General features: G+C 54.1%; 8 protein-coding genes. 2 read left to right on the top strand and 6 right to left on the bottom strand.

Annotated features, from left to right (window positions below; all coding sequences use genetic code 11):
- Window positions 1-63: 63 nt before the first annotated feature.
- Window positions 64-360, bottom strand: a complete 297-nt coding sequence (locus SH573x_RS02145) for a cupin domain-containing protein (RefSeq protein WP_479352644.1) — start codon at window positions 358-360, stop codon at window positions 64-66.
- A 383-nt stretch (window positions 361-743) separates the two neighbouring features.
- Here SH573x_RS02145 and SH573x_RS02140 point away from each other — a divergent pair, with 383 nt between their 5' ends.
- Window positions 744-1,964, top strand: coding sequence for an Lpg1974 family pore-forming outer membrane protein (locus SH573x_RS02140; protein WP_479352643.1), 1,221 nt, complete (start codon window positions 744-746; stop codon window positions 1,962-1,964).
- A gap of 134 nt (window positions 1,965-2,098) precedes the next feature.
- Here SH573x_RS02140 and SH573x_RS02135 read toward each other — a convergent pair whose 3' ends face one another.
- Window positions 2,099-15,373 (bottom strand): DUF4394 domain-containing protein, encoded by a 13,275-nt coding sequence (locus SH573x_RS02135; RefSeq protein WP_479352642.1) that lies wholly within the window; start codon window positions 15,371-15,373, stop codon window positions 2,099-2,101.
- Between SH573x_RS02135 and SH573x_RS02130 the strand changes: the two genes are divergently transcribed.
- On the top strand, window positions 15,372-15,548 hold the full coding sequence (locus tag SH573x_RS02130) for a hypothetical protein (RefSeq protein WP_479352641.1): 177 nt from the start codon (window positions 15,372-15,374) through the stop codon (window positions 15,546-15,548). The two genes, SH573x_RS02135 and SH573x_RS02130, sit on opposite strands and share 2 nt — an antisense overlap.
- A gap of 261 nt (window positions 15,549-15,809) precedes the next feature.
- Here SH573x_RS02130 and SH573x_RS02125 read toward each other — a convergent pair whose 3' ends face one another.
- The 4 genes from SH573x_RS02125 to SH573x_RS02110 all read right to left on the bottom strand — a co-directional run bounded on the left by SH573x_RS02125 (window position 15,810) and on the right by SH573x_RS02110 (window position 19,752).
- Complete coding sequence (locus tag SH573x_RS02125) at window positions 15,810-16,115, bottom strand: alpha/beta hydrolase (RefSeq protein WP_479356856.1); 306 nt, start codon at window positions 16,113-16,115, stop codon at window positions 15,810-15,812.
- 72 nt (window positions 16,116-16,187) lie between these two features.
- Complete coding sequence (locus tag SH573x_RS02120) at window positions 16,188-17,765, bottom strand: hypothetical protein (protein ID WP_479352640.1); 1,578 nt, start codon at window positions 17,763-17,765, stop codon at window positions 16,188-16,190.
- Window positions 17,766-17,818: 53 nt separating this feature from the next.
- Entirely contained in the window at window positions 17,819-18,610 is a 792-nt protein-coding gene (locus SH573x_RS02115) for a YopT-type cysteine protease domain-containing protein (RefSeq protein ID WP_479352639.1), read from the bottom strand.
- 11 nt (window positions 18,611-18,621) lie between these two features.
- Window positions 18,622-19,752, bottom strand: a complete 1,131-nt coding sequence (locus SH573x_RS02110) for a hypothetical protein (RefSeq protein WP_479352638.1) — start codon at window positions 19,750-19,752, stop codon at window positions 18,622-18,624.
- Window positions 19,753-19,839: the final 87 nt, after the last annotated feature.

Raw genomic sequence — 19,839 nt, 5'->3', positions numbered from 1 at the left:
ACATCGCCTTCGCTCTACTTTATCAACGTCAATAGCATCACGACTGGAGTTACTGCTTTGATGCTATGTGGCGTGTTGGCGACCATTTGTATCCAAGTTCCGGGCTTGCCCCTCGACCGACTCATCACCAAAGGTCAAAACCACCGCGCCGGAGATGATCTGTATCGTTGCCTCAAGCGGTGCAACATGCTCGGCCAGTCCCGCACCAGCCGCAAACGAAAACAAAAGCGACTTGGTTTTTGAGGTATCGCTTAAGACAACGCTCTGCCGTCGAACCGAGAAGCCAGCTTCAATAGCTTTGCGGAGCTGATGGACGTTCTCATGAATGTCTGCCAATAGGCCAAGTTTTATACTGCCCACCCTGCCCCGTCTATTCTTGATTTGACAACTTCGAAAGAGGTATTCACCATTGAGTGCCTGCATTACAAGCAAACTTGCTTAGCACGGAACCACAATTGGATTGCCCAAGTTGAAAGCATGCAAAGCACAGCAACATGGGGCTTCCGCAATCCAACGCGATTTCTTGCGGATTTTCCCCCAATTTTCCGTTAATTTGTAGCGGACACGCAAGCTGTCCGTCTGCGAAAACTTATCCGAAGATTCTAGTGGCAACTCTTCCGATGCTTATGACACATGGTGAGTGCTGAACGGTTCTGCGGATGATGCGCTGGTCCGGTAGCGCTCGGGGCTCGGATTCCCCTGTCCGATGTTTCTCAAGTTACCTACCAGGCAAGGAGCTCAATATGGGCGGTCGATGGATCAAGATTGCTGTGTCCCACCTAGCAGTTGCCAGCTTCGGCATGACAGGTCTCCTGAACCAGCTTGCCAAGGCTGAAGAACTGCCGCCAGTCGTCACCACCGAAGCGACTCGGGAACTCGATCAGCAAACTTTAGAAGAAGCTCGTCAAATTATTGACGTAACCAATATCCCTTCCGTGTTCGACTCGGCGGACTCAGCCGTTCAGCCCGTTTCGTTCTCGCCGAACGGTGGATGTGGCACTAGCTGTGACACCGCCTGTGATAGCGCATGTGCAAGCGAATGCTTTCCCAAGGCAAGCTGCGTTCCTTGGTGGGCTCATCGTTCCGGGGGGTTTGGCGAATTGCTCTACCTCAGCCCAGGCAACAGCGACCTGATTTATGCTGTCGAGCAGACAGGCGCAGTGCAACAAGCCTCGCCGACCGGCCCTATTGGAATCAGCAATATTGATGAACACGTCGGATACCGCGTTGGTATAACCTTGGCTCACTCCAATTGCAGCAGTCTTGCTGCCAGTTACACGCGTTGGGACGGTGAAACAACCAGTCTTTTGCAAGCTACCGGCAACAATGTATTGAATTCTACAGTCATCCATCCCAGCACAGCCACAACTGGTGCTGCCAGCCTCGAAGCCACGGCCAGGCAACTGGCTAACTTTCAGTTTGCTGACGTGATGCTGCGTCGCGTCTATCGCTCGAGCGATTGCGGCGTGCTCAACTGGAACGCCGGCTTGCGATACGGCAACCTTGAGCAAGGTCTGTCGGTTGATCAAACGGTATCCGTCGCTACCGGCTTAACCAATGTTTCCAGCGATATCGATTTCAATGGTTTCGGTATCACCGGTGGTCTGGATGGCGCACGTCACAGCACTCACACAGGCTTTTTGGTCTACGGCCGCGCCCTGGGCAGTTTGTTGGCCGGTAACTGGCAAGCCGACTATCGCCAGACAAATCAATTCGGTGGGGGCGTGATCGCCAATCGCTACGATGACTATCGCGTCACGCCAGTTGTCGATACCGAACTGGGTGTAGGCTGGCAGAATTGCAGCGGTTGCTTGCGAGTGACTACCGGTTACCTGTTTAGCACATGGTTCAACGCCGTCACCACCCGCGACTATATCCAATCGGTTCGCACCGGTAACATGCTGAACATGGACGACAACCTTACATTCAGTGGTTTGAGCCTACGCACCGATCTGCGATTCTAACGTCGCTATATGTCACCTTCTCCCAAGCTTCGCGTGGGAGAAAGTGAGTCAACCGTAGCGCGCTGCCCCCTCCCGGAGCCCTCGCTGAAAGTTCGGGCCCGACCTTCCCCGACTTCGTCGGGAGAGGTAACTGCCTACTTTGCGCGGCGCTTCTTAACCGCTTCAGTTCCCAGATCCTCAAAGAAGTTATCAGCTGCCGAAACATACTGCGCAGTTGACGATCTGTCTTCTCCTTCGCCACTGCCGACCTGGCGGTTCAGTTCGTTAATCACCAACAGCGCATCGATGGCCGATACAGTGCGGTCACCGTTGGTATCCGCCTTTATTTCGCCAATCGTGTAGTAAGCTCGAACTGGACTGTTGGCTGGAATGTTCGGATAAGTATTCAGCACGTTGATGGCCAGTAGCGCATCGAGGGCTGTTACAAATCCATCGCCATTGATGTCCAGCGGATCTGGCTGGCGGTGCAGAATGTTGTTTTCCAGCGTATTGTTATCCACTGGTGGATCAAAATTGCCGAAGATCGGTAGAGCCAGTTCATCGCCGAACTGCGCAAACAAATCGTTGCCCAGCGGATCAGGACTGTACGCATCGAACACATCGGCCGGGTTCGGCGCCACGCGATCCGATAACCAGAAGTAATACTCGGCGGCATCGCGCGGCAGCGTGCCTTGGCGATCTTTGACCCACAGACCAATATCATCAATACCATCCAGGTTTAAGTCGCCCGCTACAGGTCGATCCGTAAATCCGCTCAGGCCCACGAAGCGATTCACATCATCGGCTACATTCCAAGTGAAGTTAGCCACGCCGTCGCGATTGGTATCAAAAATAAACTGATTGGTGGCATTGTTGAACGCAGCCAAATCATCGCTGCCGTCGCCGTTGAAATCCCCGACAACTGGAATGCCATTGAAGTTCGAGGCAAAACGCTCGCCCAGATCGATCCGGTTGTTGCCGTTGAGGTCCAAGTACCAGAATGTACCATCGAACAAACCAATCTCATCGCCTGGATGAGCCGCGTTGAAGTTGCCGGCCACAGGATTGCCGTTGACTTGATAAGCCGCTGGCATCACCGAGGTAAAGTCACCAACTCCGTCGTCATTGGTATCCAGTATGAAACTGTACACGCCTGCAAAACGGCCATAGGCGCCTAACTTGTCAAAGCCACTCGCGGCCGCTGCGCCGGTCGGTGCAAAGTTACCTGCAAAGTGTGCATCGACCAGCTGCCCAAACTGGAACACAAAGTCACGATTGGTCTTGTCATCGTCTTTACCAGTCGGATCCCACAGCATATTACCATTGATGTCGACATAGACCAGTCCTTCGCTGACTGCGCCAATCTCAGGACGACTATCGACCGTAAAGCGAGCCACAAAATCTCCTCCAGCTATACCGTTACCAGATGGCAATACGTTGACGGCTGTCCCAGGCGATTGGGCTTGCGAATCACCGTCGAGGAAATTCTGGGCTGCATCGGAGATCGAATCATCCAGCGTCAAAGTAAAGCGATCGTCAGGCAGTGGTGCGTTGAAATCCAATCGCACAACGACGGTCGTATCACTCTGACTGACCACCGCTGCATTGGTGATCAAGATGTTACCGTTGTGATCGCCTACTAACTGGTAGTTACCCGTGTCGGTGGCCAAGCCTGTATCAACCGCTACCAGGTTAAATCCACCCGCCGAAACAGGTCCACCCGTAAACGTGACGAACAGCGAGGTTACCACTGGAGTCGGGCGCAGCAATGGCTTTTGTTGGAAGATCGAATCGCCGTTGGGATACGTCACGGACGAGATGATCGGCGAAGTTGTATCAATCATGATGTCGAGTGCTTGAGGCAATGAGACATTGCCCGCCACGTCTTCGGCGGTGATAAACAAGTGCCGCACACCGTCTTTGCCGATCGCCGCCACGATGTCCGGTGAATTCAAACCAGTCGTCGCCGTGATCTCCCATTGACCCAAGCTCTGATTGGTGCCGTCCAATGCGGAAGCAACTGTTTGGCCGAGCAGTATGTCGTCGGCCGAGAAACCATTGTTAGTACGATCCACGTACAATCGCATAATCGAGTTGGCTTCCGCCGAACCATACATGGTTGGCGTAATGTCATTGGTAATGCGGTCGACGAAGCTCGCCATGATCGTTGCGATGCCACTGTCGCTCGACTGCAACAGTCCATCGGTCGCACTGACCGAGTTACCGAAGAAGACTGGCGGTACCACGGTATCGACGATGACTTCCAGAGCTTCGCTGCGCGCACCCCAACCTGTTTGTAGCGGTGCTGCTGGATCAACCATCTGCACGCGAGCCGTCAAGAAATGTGTCCCATCGCTTAGCGCAGGCGTTGTGAATTGATATACGCCCGGCGATACAAAAGTCGCAAAGCCGATCGGATCTTGAGGTGGTGTGCCTACTTGAGTGCCTGGCGCTGGCGAGCTGCCTTCATCGAAGATGGCTACGCGATAGCCCGTAATACCAGCTGCTGCTTGGAATGGAATAGCGATAACTTCATCAGGTGGCGAACCAGCCGAACTGTTGCCAGGCAAGTCTTGCAAGAAGATGGCATCGTCCAGTCGGAACACCAACGTCGGCGTGTTGTCGCGCGTGATATTGTCGAACTGGCTGCGGCCAGTGTCGCTGTTGGAAGCCAACGGTGGATCTTGCGAGACCGGGTTGTCCAGCAGCTCGATATTGGCTGGAGTGGGCGGGGCGTAGTTATCAATAGTGATGTTGTAAGTATTGATCGCGGTGCCGCTGGCGAAGACACGCAAGTAATAAGTCTGACCAGCCACTGACGGTATGCGCACGCGCTCGTCGTTGGTGGCATCATTCGTACCAAAACCACTGATGACATTCCCCGCCGTATCTGTCACTTGAATATCCAAGTTGCCCGCATTCGGGAGCCCTGGTCGACCGCTAGCGACTGGACCAACTTGACGGAAGTAGACTTGGAAGTCTAACACGCCGGTTGTTTCGGCAACCACGCGATACCAGTCTTCATCGGCCGGGAAGTTAAAGTTAGGATCAACGCCGGGATTGATCGTTGGATCGACATTGATCGCATCATTGGCACCCAGATAAGTCGCCAATGTACGAGCGTTGTTGAACTCGTATGTGTCATGCTTGAAGACAACCACATCGCCACCAGCCGCCGTAATCGGTTGAGCCACTTCGACGTTGACGAAGGTAACTACCAGTGGTTCTGCGTTACCAGGACCAACGGTCATTGCACCACTATTATCCGTCGTGCCCTTCTCGTGCAGAATCAAGTCGCCCGTGCCCAGGTCGACCACACCCAGGCGATCGCCGGTGCTACCTTCGCCACCATCCACATCGACGCGCAGTGAATTCACACTCGCATCCGTTCCTATAGCGTCAGCCCACTGGACACGAATCGTATCAGCGCCAGCGCTGCTATCGACGTACACGCGTTCAACGGTGCGTATGGCGCCGCTCAGTACCAGAGTGTCGGTTTGTGAATCACCATTGACAACATGTGTGAGCGAAGTAGCGGCAGTTTGCGAGATTTCGATCACATCGTTGCCCGCACCACCGCGCACTAGTATCGTGTCAAAGCCACTGCCACCATCGAAGGTGTCGGCGCCAGCGCCACCCCACATAGTGTCGTCGCCTTCATTGCCGAACAACTGATCATCACCCGCCCCACCTTCCAGCGTATCGTTGCCAATGCCTCCGATTAGCATGGCATCCGCTGACAAACTGTCGTTGCCACCGCCACCGGCCAAGGTAATGCCCACGATGGCTTCAACATTCAGTGCTCCGGCACCGGTTGGATTGATTGTCTTGATGGTGTCGTCGCCTTCGTTGCCACGAATCGTCAAGCGATCTGCCGTATCAGCACCAATCACGCGTACGTCGTACGGCAAACCAGCGACTCGCAGTACCGAAGTCACTGCGTTCTCAACCGAAACTGTCAAGTTGTCAGCCGTGGTGCGACCATCGATGAACACGTTATCTGCCGCATCGGCTGCTTCCGTAATATTAATTATGCGAACTTCCGTGGTGGACAGGTCGCTGAGGCTGGCGGTTGGGTCGGTATAAGGCGATGTGGGCGCCGTTACACTGCCCGAGTCACCGTTATTGGCTCTACCAACGACATAAGAATCGGAGCCCGAATTTCCTTGCAAATTGATCTGATCGATACCCGCCATATCCATCGTGATATTGCCTGTGTTGCGGAACAAAATGGCCCGCGCTGGATCGCTGAGCTTGGCGAACACGTTGAACGTTTCCGCCCCAGCGCCACCGAAGAAGACCAACACGTCGGTTTCGCCTGCACCACCTTCAATGATGTCACTGCCATCGCCGGGCTCCCACACGAACGTGTCGGAACCTGCACCGCCATGGAACTGATCGTTGCCTGCATCATCAGCCACACCATTCCCGACTGCGGACGCATTGCCAAACGTATCGTTGCCATCTTCACCGAACAGTTGGTCACTATTGCCGGCGCCGATGAGAATATCGTTACCGCGACCGCCGAAGATCAGATCGATGTTGGGGCTGCCGATGATCACGTCATCGCCGTCGCCACCGTAGATCACGGGATCGGCCGGATCGACGGCTACGCCCAGCAAGTTAACTGAGTCACTGCCAGCGCCTGCGTCGATAACTTTCTTTAGTCCTGCTAAGGTCAGGTCGAGGTCGATATTATCGTTGCCATCAAACGTGTTGATGTTCAGCTGATCCATGCCAGCGCCCAGTGTCACGGCGCCGCCCAGCGTCACGGTGTTGGCATTCGATGTGACCGTGTCCGGACCGACTGTACCATTGATCTCAACCAGGTCGAAACCACCAGCGCCTGGGGTTACCGTTAACGCGTCGAACGATTTGAAGATGAACAATGGGCTAGCTGTCGAGGCGAACGTACCGCTGCCGGCATTGGTTGGATTGACCACCGTGGCGTCATCCGCGGCTGTGCCATTGATGGTCACGTTGTCATCGATCGCCGGAGCGCCTTCGCCATTGAGCTCGACTAGCTCGACGCCACCTTGGTTGGAGATATAGATAAACGCAGCGGGCGGACAATCGAAGATAAACGCACCGAAGGTAATCAGCGAATCGGTTGCGGCTGCATCGTAAATACCATTGGCATTTTTATCCAGCACCAGGTTGCCGGAATCGAAACCGGTCGGATTGAAGATCACATCGTCAAAGCCACCTGCACTGTTAGGCGTTTCGACGACCAGTCGGTCCGCTTCGGGAGCAGCGCCGATCGAAGGCGAACCACCCGCTACGCGCACGCTAACATCCCACGCGGCTTCGTTCGGTGCTGAAGCGCGAATGACTATGTCGTCATCTCCAGCCATCGCATCGACATAGACATCCGCCGTATTAAGCAACACGACATTCAAGCCAGCATTGACCGAGAAGGTCATGTCTTGCACACCATCGGCGCCAACGGTCGTCGATGCATCGCGTGCGATGATCGTAATATCATCGTCGCCGTTAGTGCCAAGGATCAAGAACGGACAACCCACGATCGCGGCGACTGTCAGCGATTCGATGTGATCAAAGCTGACATCTTCACCGGCCGTGGTCACACCGCCTTCGTCATTTTCAGGACCCGCAAAGAAGCCAACGGCTCCGTTGACAATCAAATGGTCACCCGGCAGTATGCCGATTGGATCGCTGCCGTCGATAAAGACAGGCACAGCGCCAGGTGTCACAGTGAATGTATCGGCGCCCTGCAGACCGTAAATCGACAAGGCTTCAATTCCACCCGCGGCAAAGTTGACGATGCCACCGAAGGCACCTGTGTTTACCACCCTGGCCGACACGTCGACCGTGATGGCCTCGCCTTGCGTAGTTCCACGTACAGTCAACGTATCATTGCCTGCGCCCAAGTCGATGGTTGTGCTGGTAGCATTGCTCAAATTGAACAGCGTATTCAAGCCTGCATTGGTAAACGTGCCCCCTGTCGCGCTCGTGGGCGTGTAGGTTAGCGAGTCCGACTGCGTGGTACCATTGACCGTCAAACTATTGCCGGTCGTATCTAAGTTGGCCACCTCGACACCCTTTAAGGTCACGGTAGCGCCATAACCTGAAACGCCTGAATCAGTTGCCAGAGTTGGATCCGCCAAGGTGACACTGACAGCACCAATCGCGCCAGCGAGATTGAGCACATCGCTGGCCGATGGACTACCGCCATCAATGACAACACCACCGGTTAGCGCTGCCAGAGTGCCGTTTACATTGAAGACATCGTCACCATCCAAACCGCGGGCTTCCAGCGAAAAGATGTTATTCAAATTGAACAGGTTAGTAACAAAGCCAGCCGTCGCATTGAGCACTTGAATCGTCGTACCCGAGATGTTAAACGTGTCGCTGTTGGCCGTGCCGTTGAACTCAACGATGTCGCCAACTCCAGCTAACGTCACTGTGCCCAGGGCACCGATGTGCGCATAGGTCAGCGGCACGGAACCGGTGCCTGCACCAAAGCCTTGAGACACAATTGTACCCGAGTCGGCATTGGTGCCCGGGGTCACCGTAGTACGATGACCGGACGGCGAAGTAACTGTGAGGTTATCGGTACCGCCCAGACCATCGATCACCAGCGATTCGGTCGTAGTAAAGTTAACCGTGGCCGTACCAGTAATGGCTACCGTCCCTGCGCCGACCGTGTTGCTGACTGCGTAATTGATCGCGTCATTGCCCGCCGAACCACTCACCACTAATTCATCGCTGGCTGTCGGATCACCACCCGCTACGTTGATCGTTGTCACTCCGACTAGTCCGATCGGAAGCACGTTGATCTTATCATCACCGAACAAGCCATTCATGTTGACTGTGGCATAATCAGCAAATGTGTACACCGCGCGATCATTGACCCACACTCGATTGGCACCGCCCAGGAACTGCAGAGCCAACGTGTCGTTGTCATGCGTGCCTTGAATGTTGAATGTGTTGGCACCAGCCGCACCGGTCACGTTAAAGAACTCAATACCTGAGTAGTTGATCGCGCCATCGGGATTGGTGATCACGCCCGCATCCGGTGTGGCGCCAGCAGCCGCGGCAGTGGTGCCGGCGGTGGCCAAGGTAATGTTCAGCACATCGGCTGCTGCACCCGCATTCGAAGTGGGCGAGCCACCAACGATGTTAAGAACCTGTGCGTTGGCTGTTATGCCGCTAACGTTGATCACGTCATTGCCGTCACCAGCCTCGATGGTGACGTTCTCGGTGCTTGCAGCCGCAATGGTCACCGCTTGTGTCGCACCAACTTGCACCGTCGTGTTAGCACCCTTGACAATCGCGATCGTGTCGGCAGCAGCGGTCCCATTGACCGTTACTGTATCAACGCCACCAGCGCCTCCCAGTGTAACTGCCCCGACAATGCCAATGAAGTTTAGCTGCGCATTCAAGCCGGCTCTCGTAATCGAGCCAGCCGCTGCGCCGGTGCCCGTGTAAGTTAACGCATCAGGCTGCGTGGTACCATTGACCGTCAAACTATTGCCGGTCGTATCTAAGTTGGCCACCTCGACACCCTTTAAGGTCACGGTAGCGCCATAACCTGAAACGCCTGAATCAGTTGCCAGAGTTGGATCAGCCAAGGTGACACTGACAGCCCCAATCGCGCCAGCGAGATTGAGCACATCGCTGGCCGATGGACTACCGCCATCAATGACAACACCACCGGTTAGCGCTGCCAGAGTGCCGTTTACATTGAAGACATCGTCACCATCCAAACCGCGGGCTTCCAGCGAAAAGATGTTATTCAAATTGAACAGGTTAGTAACAAAGCCAGCCGTCGCATTGAGCACTTGAATCGTCGTACCCGAGATGTTAAACGTGTCGCTGTTGGCCGTGCCGTTGAACTCAACGATGTCGCCAACTCCAGCTAACGTCACTGTGCCCAAGGCACCGATGTGCGCATAGGTCAGCGGCACGGAACCGGTGCCTGCACCAAAGCCTTGAGACACAATTGTACCCGAGTCGGCATTGGTGCCCGGGGTCACCGTAGTACGATGACCGGACGGCGAAGTAACTGTGAGGTTATCGGTACCGCCCAGACCATCGATCACCAGCGATTCGGTCGTAGTAAAGTTAACCGTGGCCGTACCAGTAATGGCTACCGTCCCTGCGCCGACCGTGTTGCTGACTGCGTAATTGATCGCGTCATTGCCCGCCGAACCACTCACCACTAATTCATCGCTGGCTGTCGGATCACCACCGTCGACGTTAATTGTGGCCAGTCCAGTGGGTGTACTTGCATTATTGAGATTGACTTTGTCATCACCGGCCAGCGCATTAATGGTCAAGGTTACTTTGTTCGAGAACTCGATGGTTTCAAAGCCATCGATGCTGACTAAACCGTTGGCGGCAACACTTCCTTGCCTGTAATCAATTGCGTTGTCAGCATTGGTGGCCACTACCACCAGCGGACCCGCGACTAGATCGATGACCGGTTCCAGAGCATTGAATCGCACAACTTGTGTTACGTCGCCAATGACAATTGTGCTCGTGCCTTCGCTGACGCTTGGGCCAACTGTGTAAGTGTTCGCGGTGGCTGTGCCGCCGGTGAGTGTCAATAAGTCCGCATTGTTACCACCGTTGTAGCTGACTGGAATCGGAATGGCGCCGCCCGTGCTATCCACGGTCAAGGAGTCGTTACCCGCAGAGCCTTGCACCAAGAGTTGCTCGATCCCTGAGGTAGCGATAGGCCCGCCAATGAAGTTGCTATAGGTCGTGGTTACGCCATCCACGGTGGCAATCAATTGGCCAGTCGGACCTAGAGACAAGTCGAATGTGTCAACACCATCGGTGCCGGCCAACAGGATAGTGTCGCCAATCGAAGAACCGGCTCCACCACCTACATTGTCCGCGCCCCCATTGCCGACGAATGTGTCATCGCTAGCCCCTCCGTCAAATATCTGATCGCCAGCCCCGCCAACCAAGAGGTCGTCCCCTTCGTTCCCGATTAAGTTCCGAACGTTGCCGGTCAGCTGATCATTGCCCAATCCGCCAGCTAGCGTGATAGTCATAATCGTTTCTGTGCCTGGTGCGGCAGTGACCTGATCGTTACCCGCATTGGCATTCATGGTCAACGTGTCAGTTGATTCAGCAGAGCCAACGACGACACTATAAGGCAGCCCTGCGATCGTCAGGCTGGTCGCGCCTGACTGGGTGAGCATTAGGTTGTCATCAATTGTGAGCCCCGCTACTACGACGGCATCTGTAGCTCCGTCGAGTCCCAAGTTAACATTGATCGCACCAACCGCAGTGCTCGATAGGTCGTTGATAGCGATAGAGTCCGCACCGCCGTTGGCATTCAGATTGATTTGCTCAACCTCTGCCAGATCCATATCGATGGCGCCCAAACTGCGCAAGAACTCCAGTCGGGTTCCGACTGCGTTGAAGGTAAACGCTTCTACGCCGACACTGCCGTTGAAGATCATTACGTCGGTGCCGGTACCGCCTTCGAACAGGTCGCTGCCATCACCGGGATCCCAAGTGAGCGTATCAGAACCATCGCCACCAAAGAACTGATCGTTGCCAGCGTCGTTAGCTACCGGATCAGCCACTACCGGATCGCCGAAGCGATCATTGCCGGCTTCACCATAGCCCACGTCAATACCAGCTCCACCGATGATCACATCATTGCCATCACCGCCATAAATCAAGTCGGCTTGCGGTGAACCCACCAGCACGTCGTCACCCTCACCGCCCAGCACAGTGGTCGTAATCGGTGCGAGCACTCCTGCGAGATTGACATTGTCGGCACCTGCCAAGGTACTCACCGCTACGGAGTTGATACCGGCGCCGAGCGTAATGATGGCCAGCGAACCAACCGAATTGACAGTAATCGCATTGGCTGCGGAAGTCACCGTGTCCACACCAGCCGATCCGATCAGATTCACCTGGTCGGTGGAGGGACCGCCATTGATGGTGATGCGTGCGGAACGCAGCGACTCAAACTCCGGACTGACGAACGAGGAGAAGGTCCCTTTAAGCAGGCTCGCGTCGAAGGTGAACGTGTTATTCGTTACCGGACCGTTAATCGTTAGGTTGTCGAGTGCTGCGAGATCGTTGCCGTCATAAACAACGTGTTCCGTCGTGGTGAAATTCACTGGGGATGCCAGCCCGGTGAGCGAACCGGAGCTGGCTGTTGCAGGCGCAAACGCGACCGTGTCGACACCCGGCGTGCCAATGATCAAGAGTTTGTCGCTGGCCGTGGGATCGCCGCCGCTAACGTTGATCGACGTAAGCGCGAGTGGGCCGGCCGTCAGAGAGATGGCGTCATCGCCGGCTAGTGCGTTGATTTGTAGGCTAGTAACGGCATTGAAATGTAGCGCAGGTCCACCATCGACTGTGGCGCTCAATGAACCGACAGCAGTACCGACTACGTTGATAATGTTGTTGCCATTGTTACCGACGACCGTAGCTGCCGCGCTGTTATTGACGGTGACGCCTTCGACGCGGCCAAAGTTAACTGCAGCTCGAGGTGCTCCCGCCAGGTTCGCGACAATGCTACCGCTATCGCTGGTCGCTCCCGCTTGAATGGAAACCTGGTTCGCAGGACTGGCCGGTGCGTCAATGACCACTCGATCGACCGACAGTGGATTGAAGGTTGGCGCACCACCATCGATGTTCAGGACAGTACCGCTGGCGCTAGGAATCACGTTAAACGTGTCGTCCCCGGCGCGGCCTTCAAAGTTGATCGCCGTTACAAAGAACTGCGCGCCACCCGGTGCGACCGCTGCCACGTTTTCGATTTGCAACAACTGAACTGCGTTGGCATCGAGATCTACCACCGGCTCAGCATCGTTACCGGCTGCATCGGGGCGAATTGTAAAACTGTCCGGCAGATTGCTATCTAATCCTCGAACCGTCAACGTGTCCGTGTCTCCTGCGGAGCCATCATTGAGCAAGAAACTCAGGTCTTCCGTTTCTGTATAGTGAATGGTGACCACGCCAGGCACGGCGATCTCGCCGGCACCGATTACTATTGTTGGCGTTACCGTCACATTCTCACTGACACCTGACACGCTGCCGTTGGCAATCAGATCTAGCGCAGCAACCGCATTCGCATTTCCATAAAAGATGTCGTCATCACCGCTACCCAAATTGACATCCACCACGATGTCCCAAGTTTGCGTTGTGCTGGCAAACGGATCGAGCGTCACGTCGTCATCCAGATCGAATGTGTTGACGTTCAAGTTCGTCACGCCCGTTAACAGAACCACCTGCGGTGCCGCAATGTTGTTCAGTCGCAGGGCACCTGCGCCGGGAGCGGTTCCACTCACTTCAACCACATCGGTATCATCAACGCCGGCCCCGCCAGCCGCCGTACCTTGACCTTCATCACCTACGATGTTCAGCTCGCCATTACCGGGCTGTAAATTGATGTTCTCAAAATCCAGCGCGGTCAATGCGCCTGGGAACCCGAGTTCAAAGCCGTAGTTGCCAGCTTGTTCAAAGACGGTAATCGAGTTGGGTGGATTGAGAATCAGCGTGTCGATCCCGCCGTTGGCATCGGCAGTCGTGGGCACTGATGTACTCGAAACCGTCACGACGTTGGGGCCCGATCCGGTGGCCAACAACAGACTCGTCGCGTTCGAATAAGTGACTCCACCAAACCCGGCAGGCGACGATCGCGTCACCGTTGTGGCTGTGATGCTGTAGTTGGCTGCGACTGCAGCCCCCGTTCCATCAACGGTGAGGTTTGCACCGCCCGCTCCGCCGTTGACAGACACTGGACCGACGACAGGAGTCAGCAGACCAGGCGCACCCAAGGTGCCATTGTTACCAACATTGATCAGATCGAGACCATCGCCACCATTGAGTGTCACTGATACGCTGGAGGAAGCTTGCAAACTGACCGAATCAGCACCTTCGTCAGCGTTGATGGTGATGCCCGTTAGTCCGACCGGAAAATTGCTGAAGTTCAGCAAGATATTGTCTGCCAAATCTCCACCGACGACACCATCACCCGCGTTGATGATCAATTGACCTTTGTTGTTGAATTCAATCGGCTCAAAAGCATCGACAGAGACTAGCAAACGCGGTGCAGCTCCGTTGGTAACGCTGATGTTGTTGGCCGCGTCGGTGGCATTCACGGTAAGTGATGCAGCGATCACGGTGTCAACAATCGGAGCCAGGCCAGTAAAGCGAATATCGACAGGCGTCGGGCCAGTAAAGCGAATCAAGCCATCGCCATTGTTGCCTGGACCGCCACCGATCGGCGGTGTGGTAGTGCCAACAAAGTAGGTTTCACTAAAGGCCGCGCTACCGCCACCCAGCAACTGCAAGTTATCGCCGGCCTGGCCACCACCGTGATAAGTGACACCTTGCGCCGGTGCAAACAATCCACCGACTGGATTATTGATCGTGAGCGTATCGCTGCCAGCAGCTGCTTGAAAACTGAAACTTGAAATATTGTTGAATGGTACGGCTGGACCACCATTGAGCGTATAGCTGCCGCTGCCGGTACCGGTGGCGTTCACAACTAGAACATCATCGGCGGCAGATCCCGCCACTGTGATGGTATTAAGCGCTGCGGACAGCCCCCTGAAAGTATCAGCGCCTCCCCCAATGGCTCCCCTATCCGTTAACAGCCCGGTCGCCAGGTTGACGGTGTACAGTCGGCCTTCGGATGTTGCATAGGCAGTGGTCGTGCCACCGAGAGTCGTTATCTCCAGACCATATACATCGGTCGAGACGACGCCTGTACCGCCGATGATGTTGATCACTCCAGTGTTGGGTGATGGAGTACCGTTCAGGCCACCGATCGTCACCAGTTCGTCGGTATCAAACAGCATTCCGTAGAGCGTAGTCGTTGTCAGCGCACCATCGTTGTTCGTATACGATACGCCGTTAATGCCACTCAAACTCAAGTTGGCATCGGTGCCTGCCAGTGCGCCCGTGTCGGGATGGACACGGAAGTTCTCGCCATTGCGATTGGTGACGCGAATGCGGTCCACATTGGGATTGAAGTTGAAGCCGACAAACTCCGTATCACTTAAGGTCGTGCTCCAAGGTGCACCTCCAACTGGAGAGGCAACACCCGTTGTGGGATCGAGCGTATAAATGCGACCAGTGCGAGTCGCTCCGTCATCCACGAGTCCGAACGCATAGAGCCGGCCGGTGGCAGGTCGCGTATCAATACCAACGACACTTTCACCTGCGACCAATCCAGTTATGGCGACGCTATTGTTAACCGTGCCAGGTGTGGAGCTGTCAAAGGTTAGCAACTGATTGCTATCGGTCACCGCATACATCGTGGCCAGTACGCGTCGTTCTTCCAATGACTCGAGCATCCCCAGCCGCCGCACAACCGGATTAACGTCCAATGAATCGCCGATAAGCGAGCTCCACAGTCGTTTGAGAAACCACTGTCGTTTGCGTTGCCGTTGGGAGGACGTTTTATTGGAGGAAGGCACGAACATGAAAAGTCACTCCGAGAACACAGGTGGGTCAAACATGAAGATTGCTCAATCGCGCAGTGGTGGCAAATCGGATGAACGAGAGATGTACGGCTATCTCCACACGCACGATTGCGCACTGCTATTGTCACCCCCTAGTAAAGACCCCGCGGGGGGGCGCGTCAATCAACTTTGCTAAAATAGATAATTTACACCATGGGTGTTTAGCTCACTCCATAGTCAATTTCGCTCTACTTTACTACCCATGTGACTTGCTCCTTTGTCAGCCCAGGGTAGGCCTTGCACCAATCGGGTAAGCGGGGATTCGATCGCTTACGCTAGAGGCATTTTCGTTAAAGAGCAAAATGTGCTCATGCCTGCATTGGCTTTAGATTTTTTCCTAACATGCAATACAGTCGCATGACGGCTTATTATTTGCCACCAGGTTCAATACTCTGTTCTAGCATCGCAATGCTACGCAGCCAGTCAGCACAACGTTCGGTCCAAGCGGAACAGGCTCGCTTGTCTTGCGAACCCCAAACCCATGCCCGCCATGCGCGTAAACGTGAAGTTCCGTCGTAATGCCCGCATTCTTCATTGCACTAAGCATGACCAGACTGTTCTCGGCACCTGCGACGTTATCGTCACTCGCATGAACCCAGAATATCGGTGGAGTTTGGGCGGGTACTTCCATATACGAAGCAAGATTGGCAGTGTTAACTTCGACACCCGGTTGGCTCTGTTGAACTAGATATTCCGGATAGATGGCAGCTGCAAAATTCGGCCGACAGCTGCTCTCATCAATTTTGTCGATTGGTTCATAGTCATGTCCACGTGCTTATTTCTTGGTAACGATAAGGCCTCGTTCGGAACCATTGCACCACAGAGTCACCTTGTACTCTTTCTTGACATCGACATCCCTAAAGAGCGTCTGCAGCTCCATTTGATCTTTGGTCTTCTTCTCTACCGAGCGTAGGAACATAAACTTGGAACGCAGGAGTAGCGTTTCGGCGTCAAGCTCACCTTTGGCTGAGGCTCGAGCCTTCTGGAACTGTGCACCGATCGCACCTTTTATAAAGGTGTCCACACTGTAGTCTTTTATGTTTGCCTTGGTGACGCCTGAGCCTGCGATGATCAAGTTGGTTGCCTCGCTCATCCCCTTAGCTAGGGCCTTCTGCACTGCATTCCAATCCAACTTGTAATCGGTTGTACTCAAATGCGCCCCACCGTCCGAGTTTTTTGACTCAGAGATCTTGGAGACGATGGTCAATGTCCACACGGCATCATTCTGTTTGATACGAGTGATCCCGCCTGCCGCCTTCGAACCGCCAGCCTTGGTCGGCATGAGGGCTGTATTGATCTCGGAAAGCTCCGCCAACAGTTTCCAAGTCAGGTCCTTGAAAACATCGGCAATGCGTTTTGACTCGGCTTGGTGGTCCATCGCTGTATTCAAGTTAGCCGTAAGCATACCGGAACTCATGCGGTAACCAAAAACAACCTTGTCGTACCAATCCTTCTTGGCAAGTTCAATCTTCTCTTCGCGCTTGGTCTTCTGACTACTAAACTGCTCGGCACTGTTAGAAAGCTCATAGGCTTTGATTTCCCAAGCGAGGCTCTGAATATCCGGTGCATCTGCGAAGTTATCGATGGCGACGAATTTCCCTTCCCGATTGATCATCAAGTTATTCAGATTCAAGGTGGGCTTCTGCAAACGATCTTCATTGCCCAAATAAGCATCTGCAATACTTAGCCGACCCAGTGTTTCCATCTGAGCAGTGTCGCTCAGGGCTTTCAGCAACGCGTTCACGGCAGCAAGTCGCTCATTGAATTGTGGATTTTTGCCGAGCAAAACGGTTGTTTTGACCGGTACCTTTGGGCCTTTCGGATTCTTGGCGTCAGCTGGCGGTCCCAAATACTCTGTCAAACCATTTAAAACTCCCTGCACAGACTCCGATCCGCCTGCACCAGCAATCAAGGTTTGAATCTGCACTACGGAGGCAGGTGCTACGGTATCTGCATACACTCTCTTTACTCGGTCAGACCCGTTCTGGCTGAGTTCAGTCACTTTATTGAAGACGCTTTCGAACTCCTTAGAGCCCTTGCTGAAGGTAATCGTCTGCGGTGTTGGCACATTCACCAATCCCAAAATGGCCTCTGCAATTAGCACGCGGCTCGGAGATTCGTCGACAAATTTCACGACGCTTCTTTGCTTGCTATCGCCAACAAAGAAGACGCCCCCCACACCACTCCCCGGGGAAGATATCTCCATCCAGGACGCTGTTTCCACTGTCTGAGCGCAGGCCGACTCCACACCAAAGCAACTCGCAAGAGCTACAAAAACACAAGCAATCGAGAATGAGCCACGGGGGTTCCTACGACTCCGTGCACCGTATCGTATTTCAGTTTGGTTCATCATATTTTCTTTCCTCATTAGATTGGGTAATTGTGTGGACGGGTTGTGGGCTTCAGCTATTTCTTAACGGATGTGATGGTTACGCAACTCAATCGAGTGATGCTGTCTCGCTTTGTCTTTGTCGCGATCTTGTCCGCGATCTTGTCGAACCACATACCTAGATCTGCTTTGGTGAACTTACTTGAAAAGTCTTCTCCCTGATTGGGGTCAAACAAATAGACCTTCTTGTCTTTCCCAAAAGCGGCTACGGTATGTGCAGCGCCACTATTAAATCGCACGTTGATCATCATGAATGTCGTATCCGCCGAGATCAAAACATTCGTCATCTTGGTCAGTGTTGGATCCTGTGCATCTGAAAACTCGAAACTCTGCCCTGGCTCGATGCGCCTGAAATAGGTAGAACCGAGCGGCTTATTCATTTCGACTAGAGCGAATCGAGAGGACATCCGTACCAAGGGGTCGGAATCGTACTCCGGATACTCCAGTTTGATGCGGTCGAACATATTGAGGTATCGTGTGTATCGCTTGGCAAAGTCAGCTGTACCTCCTTGTTTTTTAAGGAGATCAACACGTCCCGTACCGCCATCTTTTTTAAATACCAGACTTGGGTCGCTGCCATTGAGCTGGGACATCCCCAAATCAATCCATCCCAAGGACAACGACCAGCAGATTCCTCTTTTCCACTCTGGATGCTTGTTCCAGTTTGCGGAGTCATTAGCGGCCAAACTGGAAAGAACGGACGCTTGATCAAACGGAATAAAGTACAGATCCTGACTATAAGTCGGTGTAGTCAGGTAACTCGCGACTAACACAAGGATGAAGAGCATGTTTAAGGTGAACTTGGTCATCGGCACATCGCCTAATAAGTTAAAGGACTAAATTTCCACTCTTGACTGTCAATGGTCATTTTTGAGGGTGCGGAGTTGTCGCGGGACCAATCGAGTTTGCCGGTCGCTCTACCAAGGATTCGATCACCGCGAAGATACGTGACGTAGAGATCGTTACCTCGCATAAAAGCTTCTACGCGATTCCACTGATCCGGTGACGCGGGAGGGTCAGCGGTTATTCCTGACATTCGATCGACGCCAAGGACAAATTTGAAAGTCCGCCCGTCAGGTGCCTTCCAATAGCCACTGTCCACTTCAGGTGGGAGGTAACGCCAGACCAGCGACTTTCCATTGGAGAACGACAGGTTCAAGCGTCTCTCCTGCCGGTCTTCTTGGTAGGTTGCGATGATGAGCGAGGAGAAGTATCCGTTGCTTCCCGAGAATCGGCCTTCCAGCATGCCCCGGCGCCACTGTCCATCAAAAATGGTCCACAAGTTGTAGTATTGATCAATACCCGCGTCTTTGATTTTTTGCTCGATCCGATTGATCGAGCCATCGCCGTTTGACCAATGCTGGCTCGGGTGAGCGACGAGCCGAACGCCCTCATCCAATTCGATCGAGACTCGCTGTTGAAGCGCTACGTCCTCCCATTCACCAACAAGATTGGGCCGCTCCCTCAGGATCTCCAAGGGTTGATCCAGTTTGCGCCAAAGTTCAGCCGTTAGCTCAGCCGCCGTGTTACCCGATGCATTCGCATACGCAGTGATTACGGCGATCTCATTGCTTCGATCGGCAGAAGCGAGCGTCGCGGAAATCTCGAATCGCTGAGTATCAGCCTTCTCGACAGTACAATTCAACAAAAGAAAGTCTGGCTCGACCGCCTCATCTTCAACGCGATTGAGCTCTTGCAGTTGGGCACGAGACTCCATCAGAGCGTTGGACGGAATCTTTCTGAAGTAGATCGAACCATTCTTGGCCGCGGCCGCCAGCTTGTTATCCAGTGAGGCAGCGGTCCAACCCACGCCCGGACCAATCGTAAAGGGAGCGACCGCCAGTTTGTACTTCTTGACATTCGAGTCGCCATCGTTGTTTGCAGGCTGTGGTGCAGGCTGTGGTGCAGACTGTGGTGCAGGCTGTGGTTGTGGGGTTGGCGTTGGGCCCACTCGCTTCTTCGCATCTTTTGTTTGCGCAGAGGACTGTGCAACCATCCCTAATGCGATGAGGCTGAAGAAAAGCAAAAACTGGACCAT

Source organism: Rania fehmarnensis, from assembly GCF_056494185.1.
Note: the sequence above shows the minus strand (reverse complement) of the source record. Positions and strands in the feature narration are given on the sequence as shown.

Excerpts from the sequence above, each read along its gene's own strand:
- SH573x_RS02140 (WP_479352643.1), top strand. The coding sequence starts at position 744 with ATGGGCGGTCGATGGATCAAGATTGCTGTGTCCCACCTAGCAGTTGCC.
- SH573x_RS02130 (WP_479352641.1), top strand. The coding sequence starts at position 15,372 with ATGAAAAGTCACTCCGAGAACACAGGTGGGTCAAACATGAAGATTGCT.
- SH573x_RS02135 (WP_479352642.1), bottom strand. The coding sequence starts at position 15,373 with ATGTTCGTGCCTTCCTCCAATAAAACGTCCTCCCAACGGCAACGCAAA.
- SH573x_RS02120 (WP_479352640.1), bottom strand. The coding sequence starts at position 17,765 with ATGATGAACCAAACTGAAATACGATACGGTGCACGGAGTCGTAGGAAC.
- SH573x_RS02115 (WP_479352639.1), bottom strand. The coding sequence starts at position 18,610 with ATGACCAAGTTCACCTTAAACATGCTCTTCATCCTTGTGTTAGTCGCG.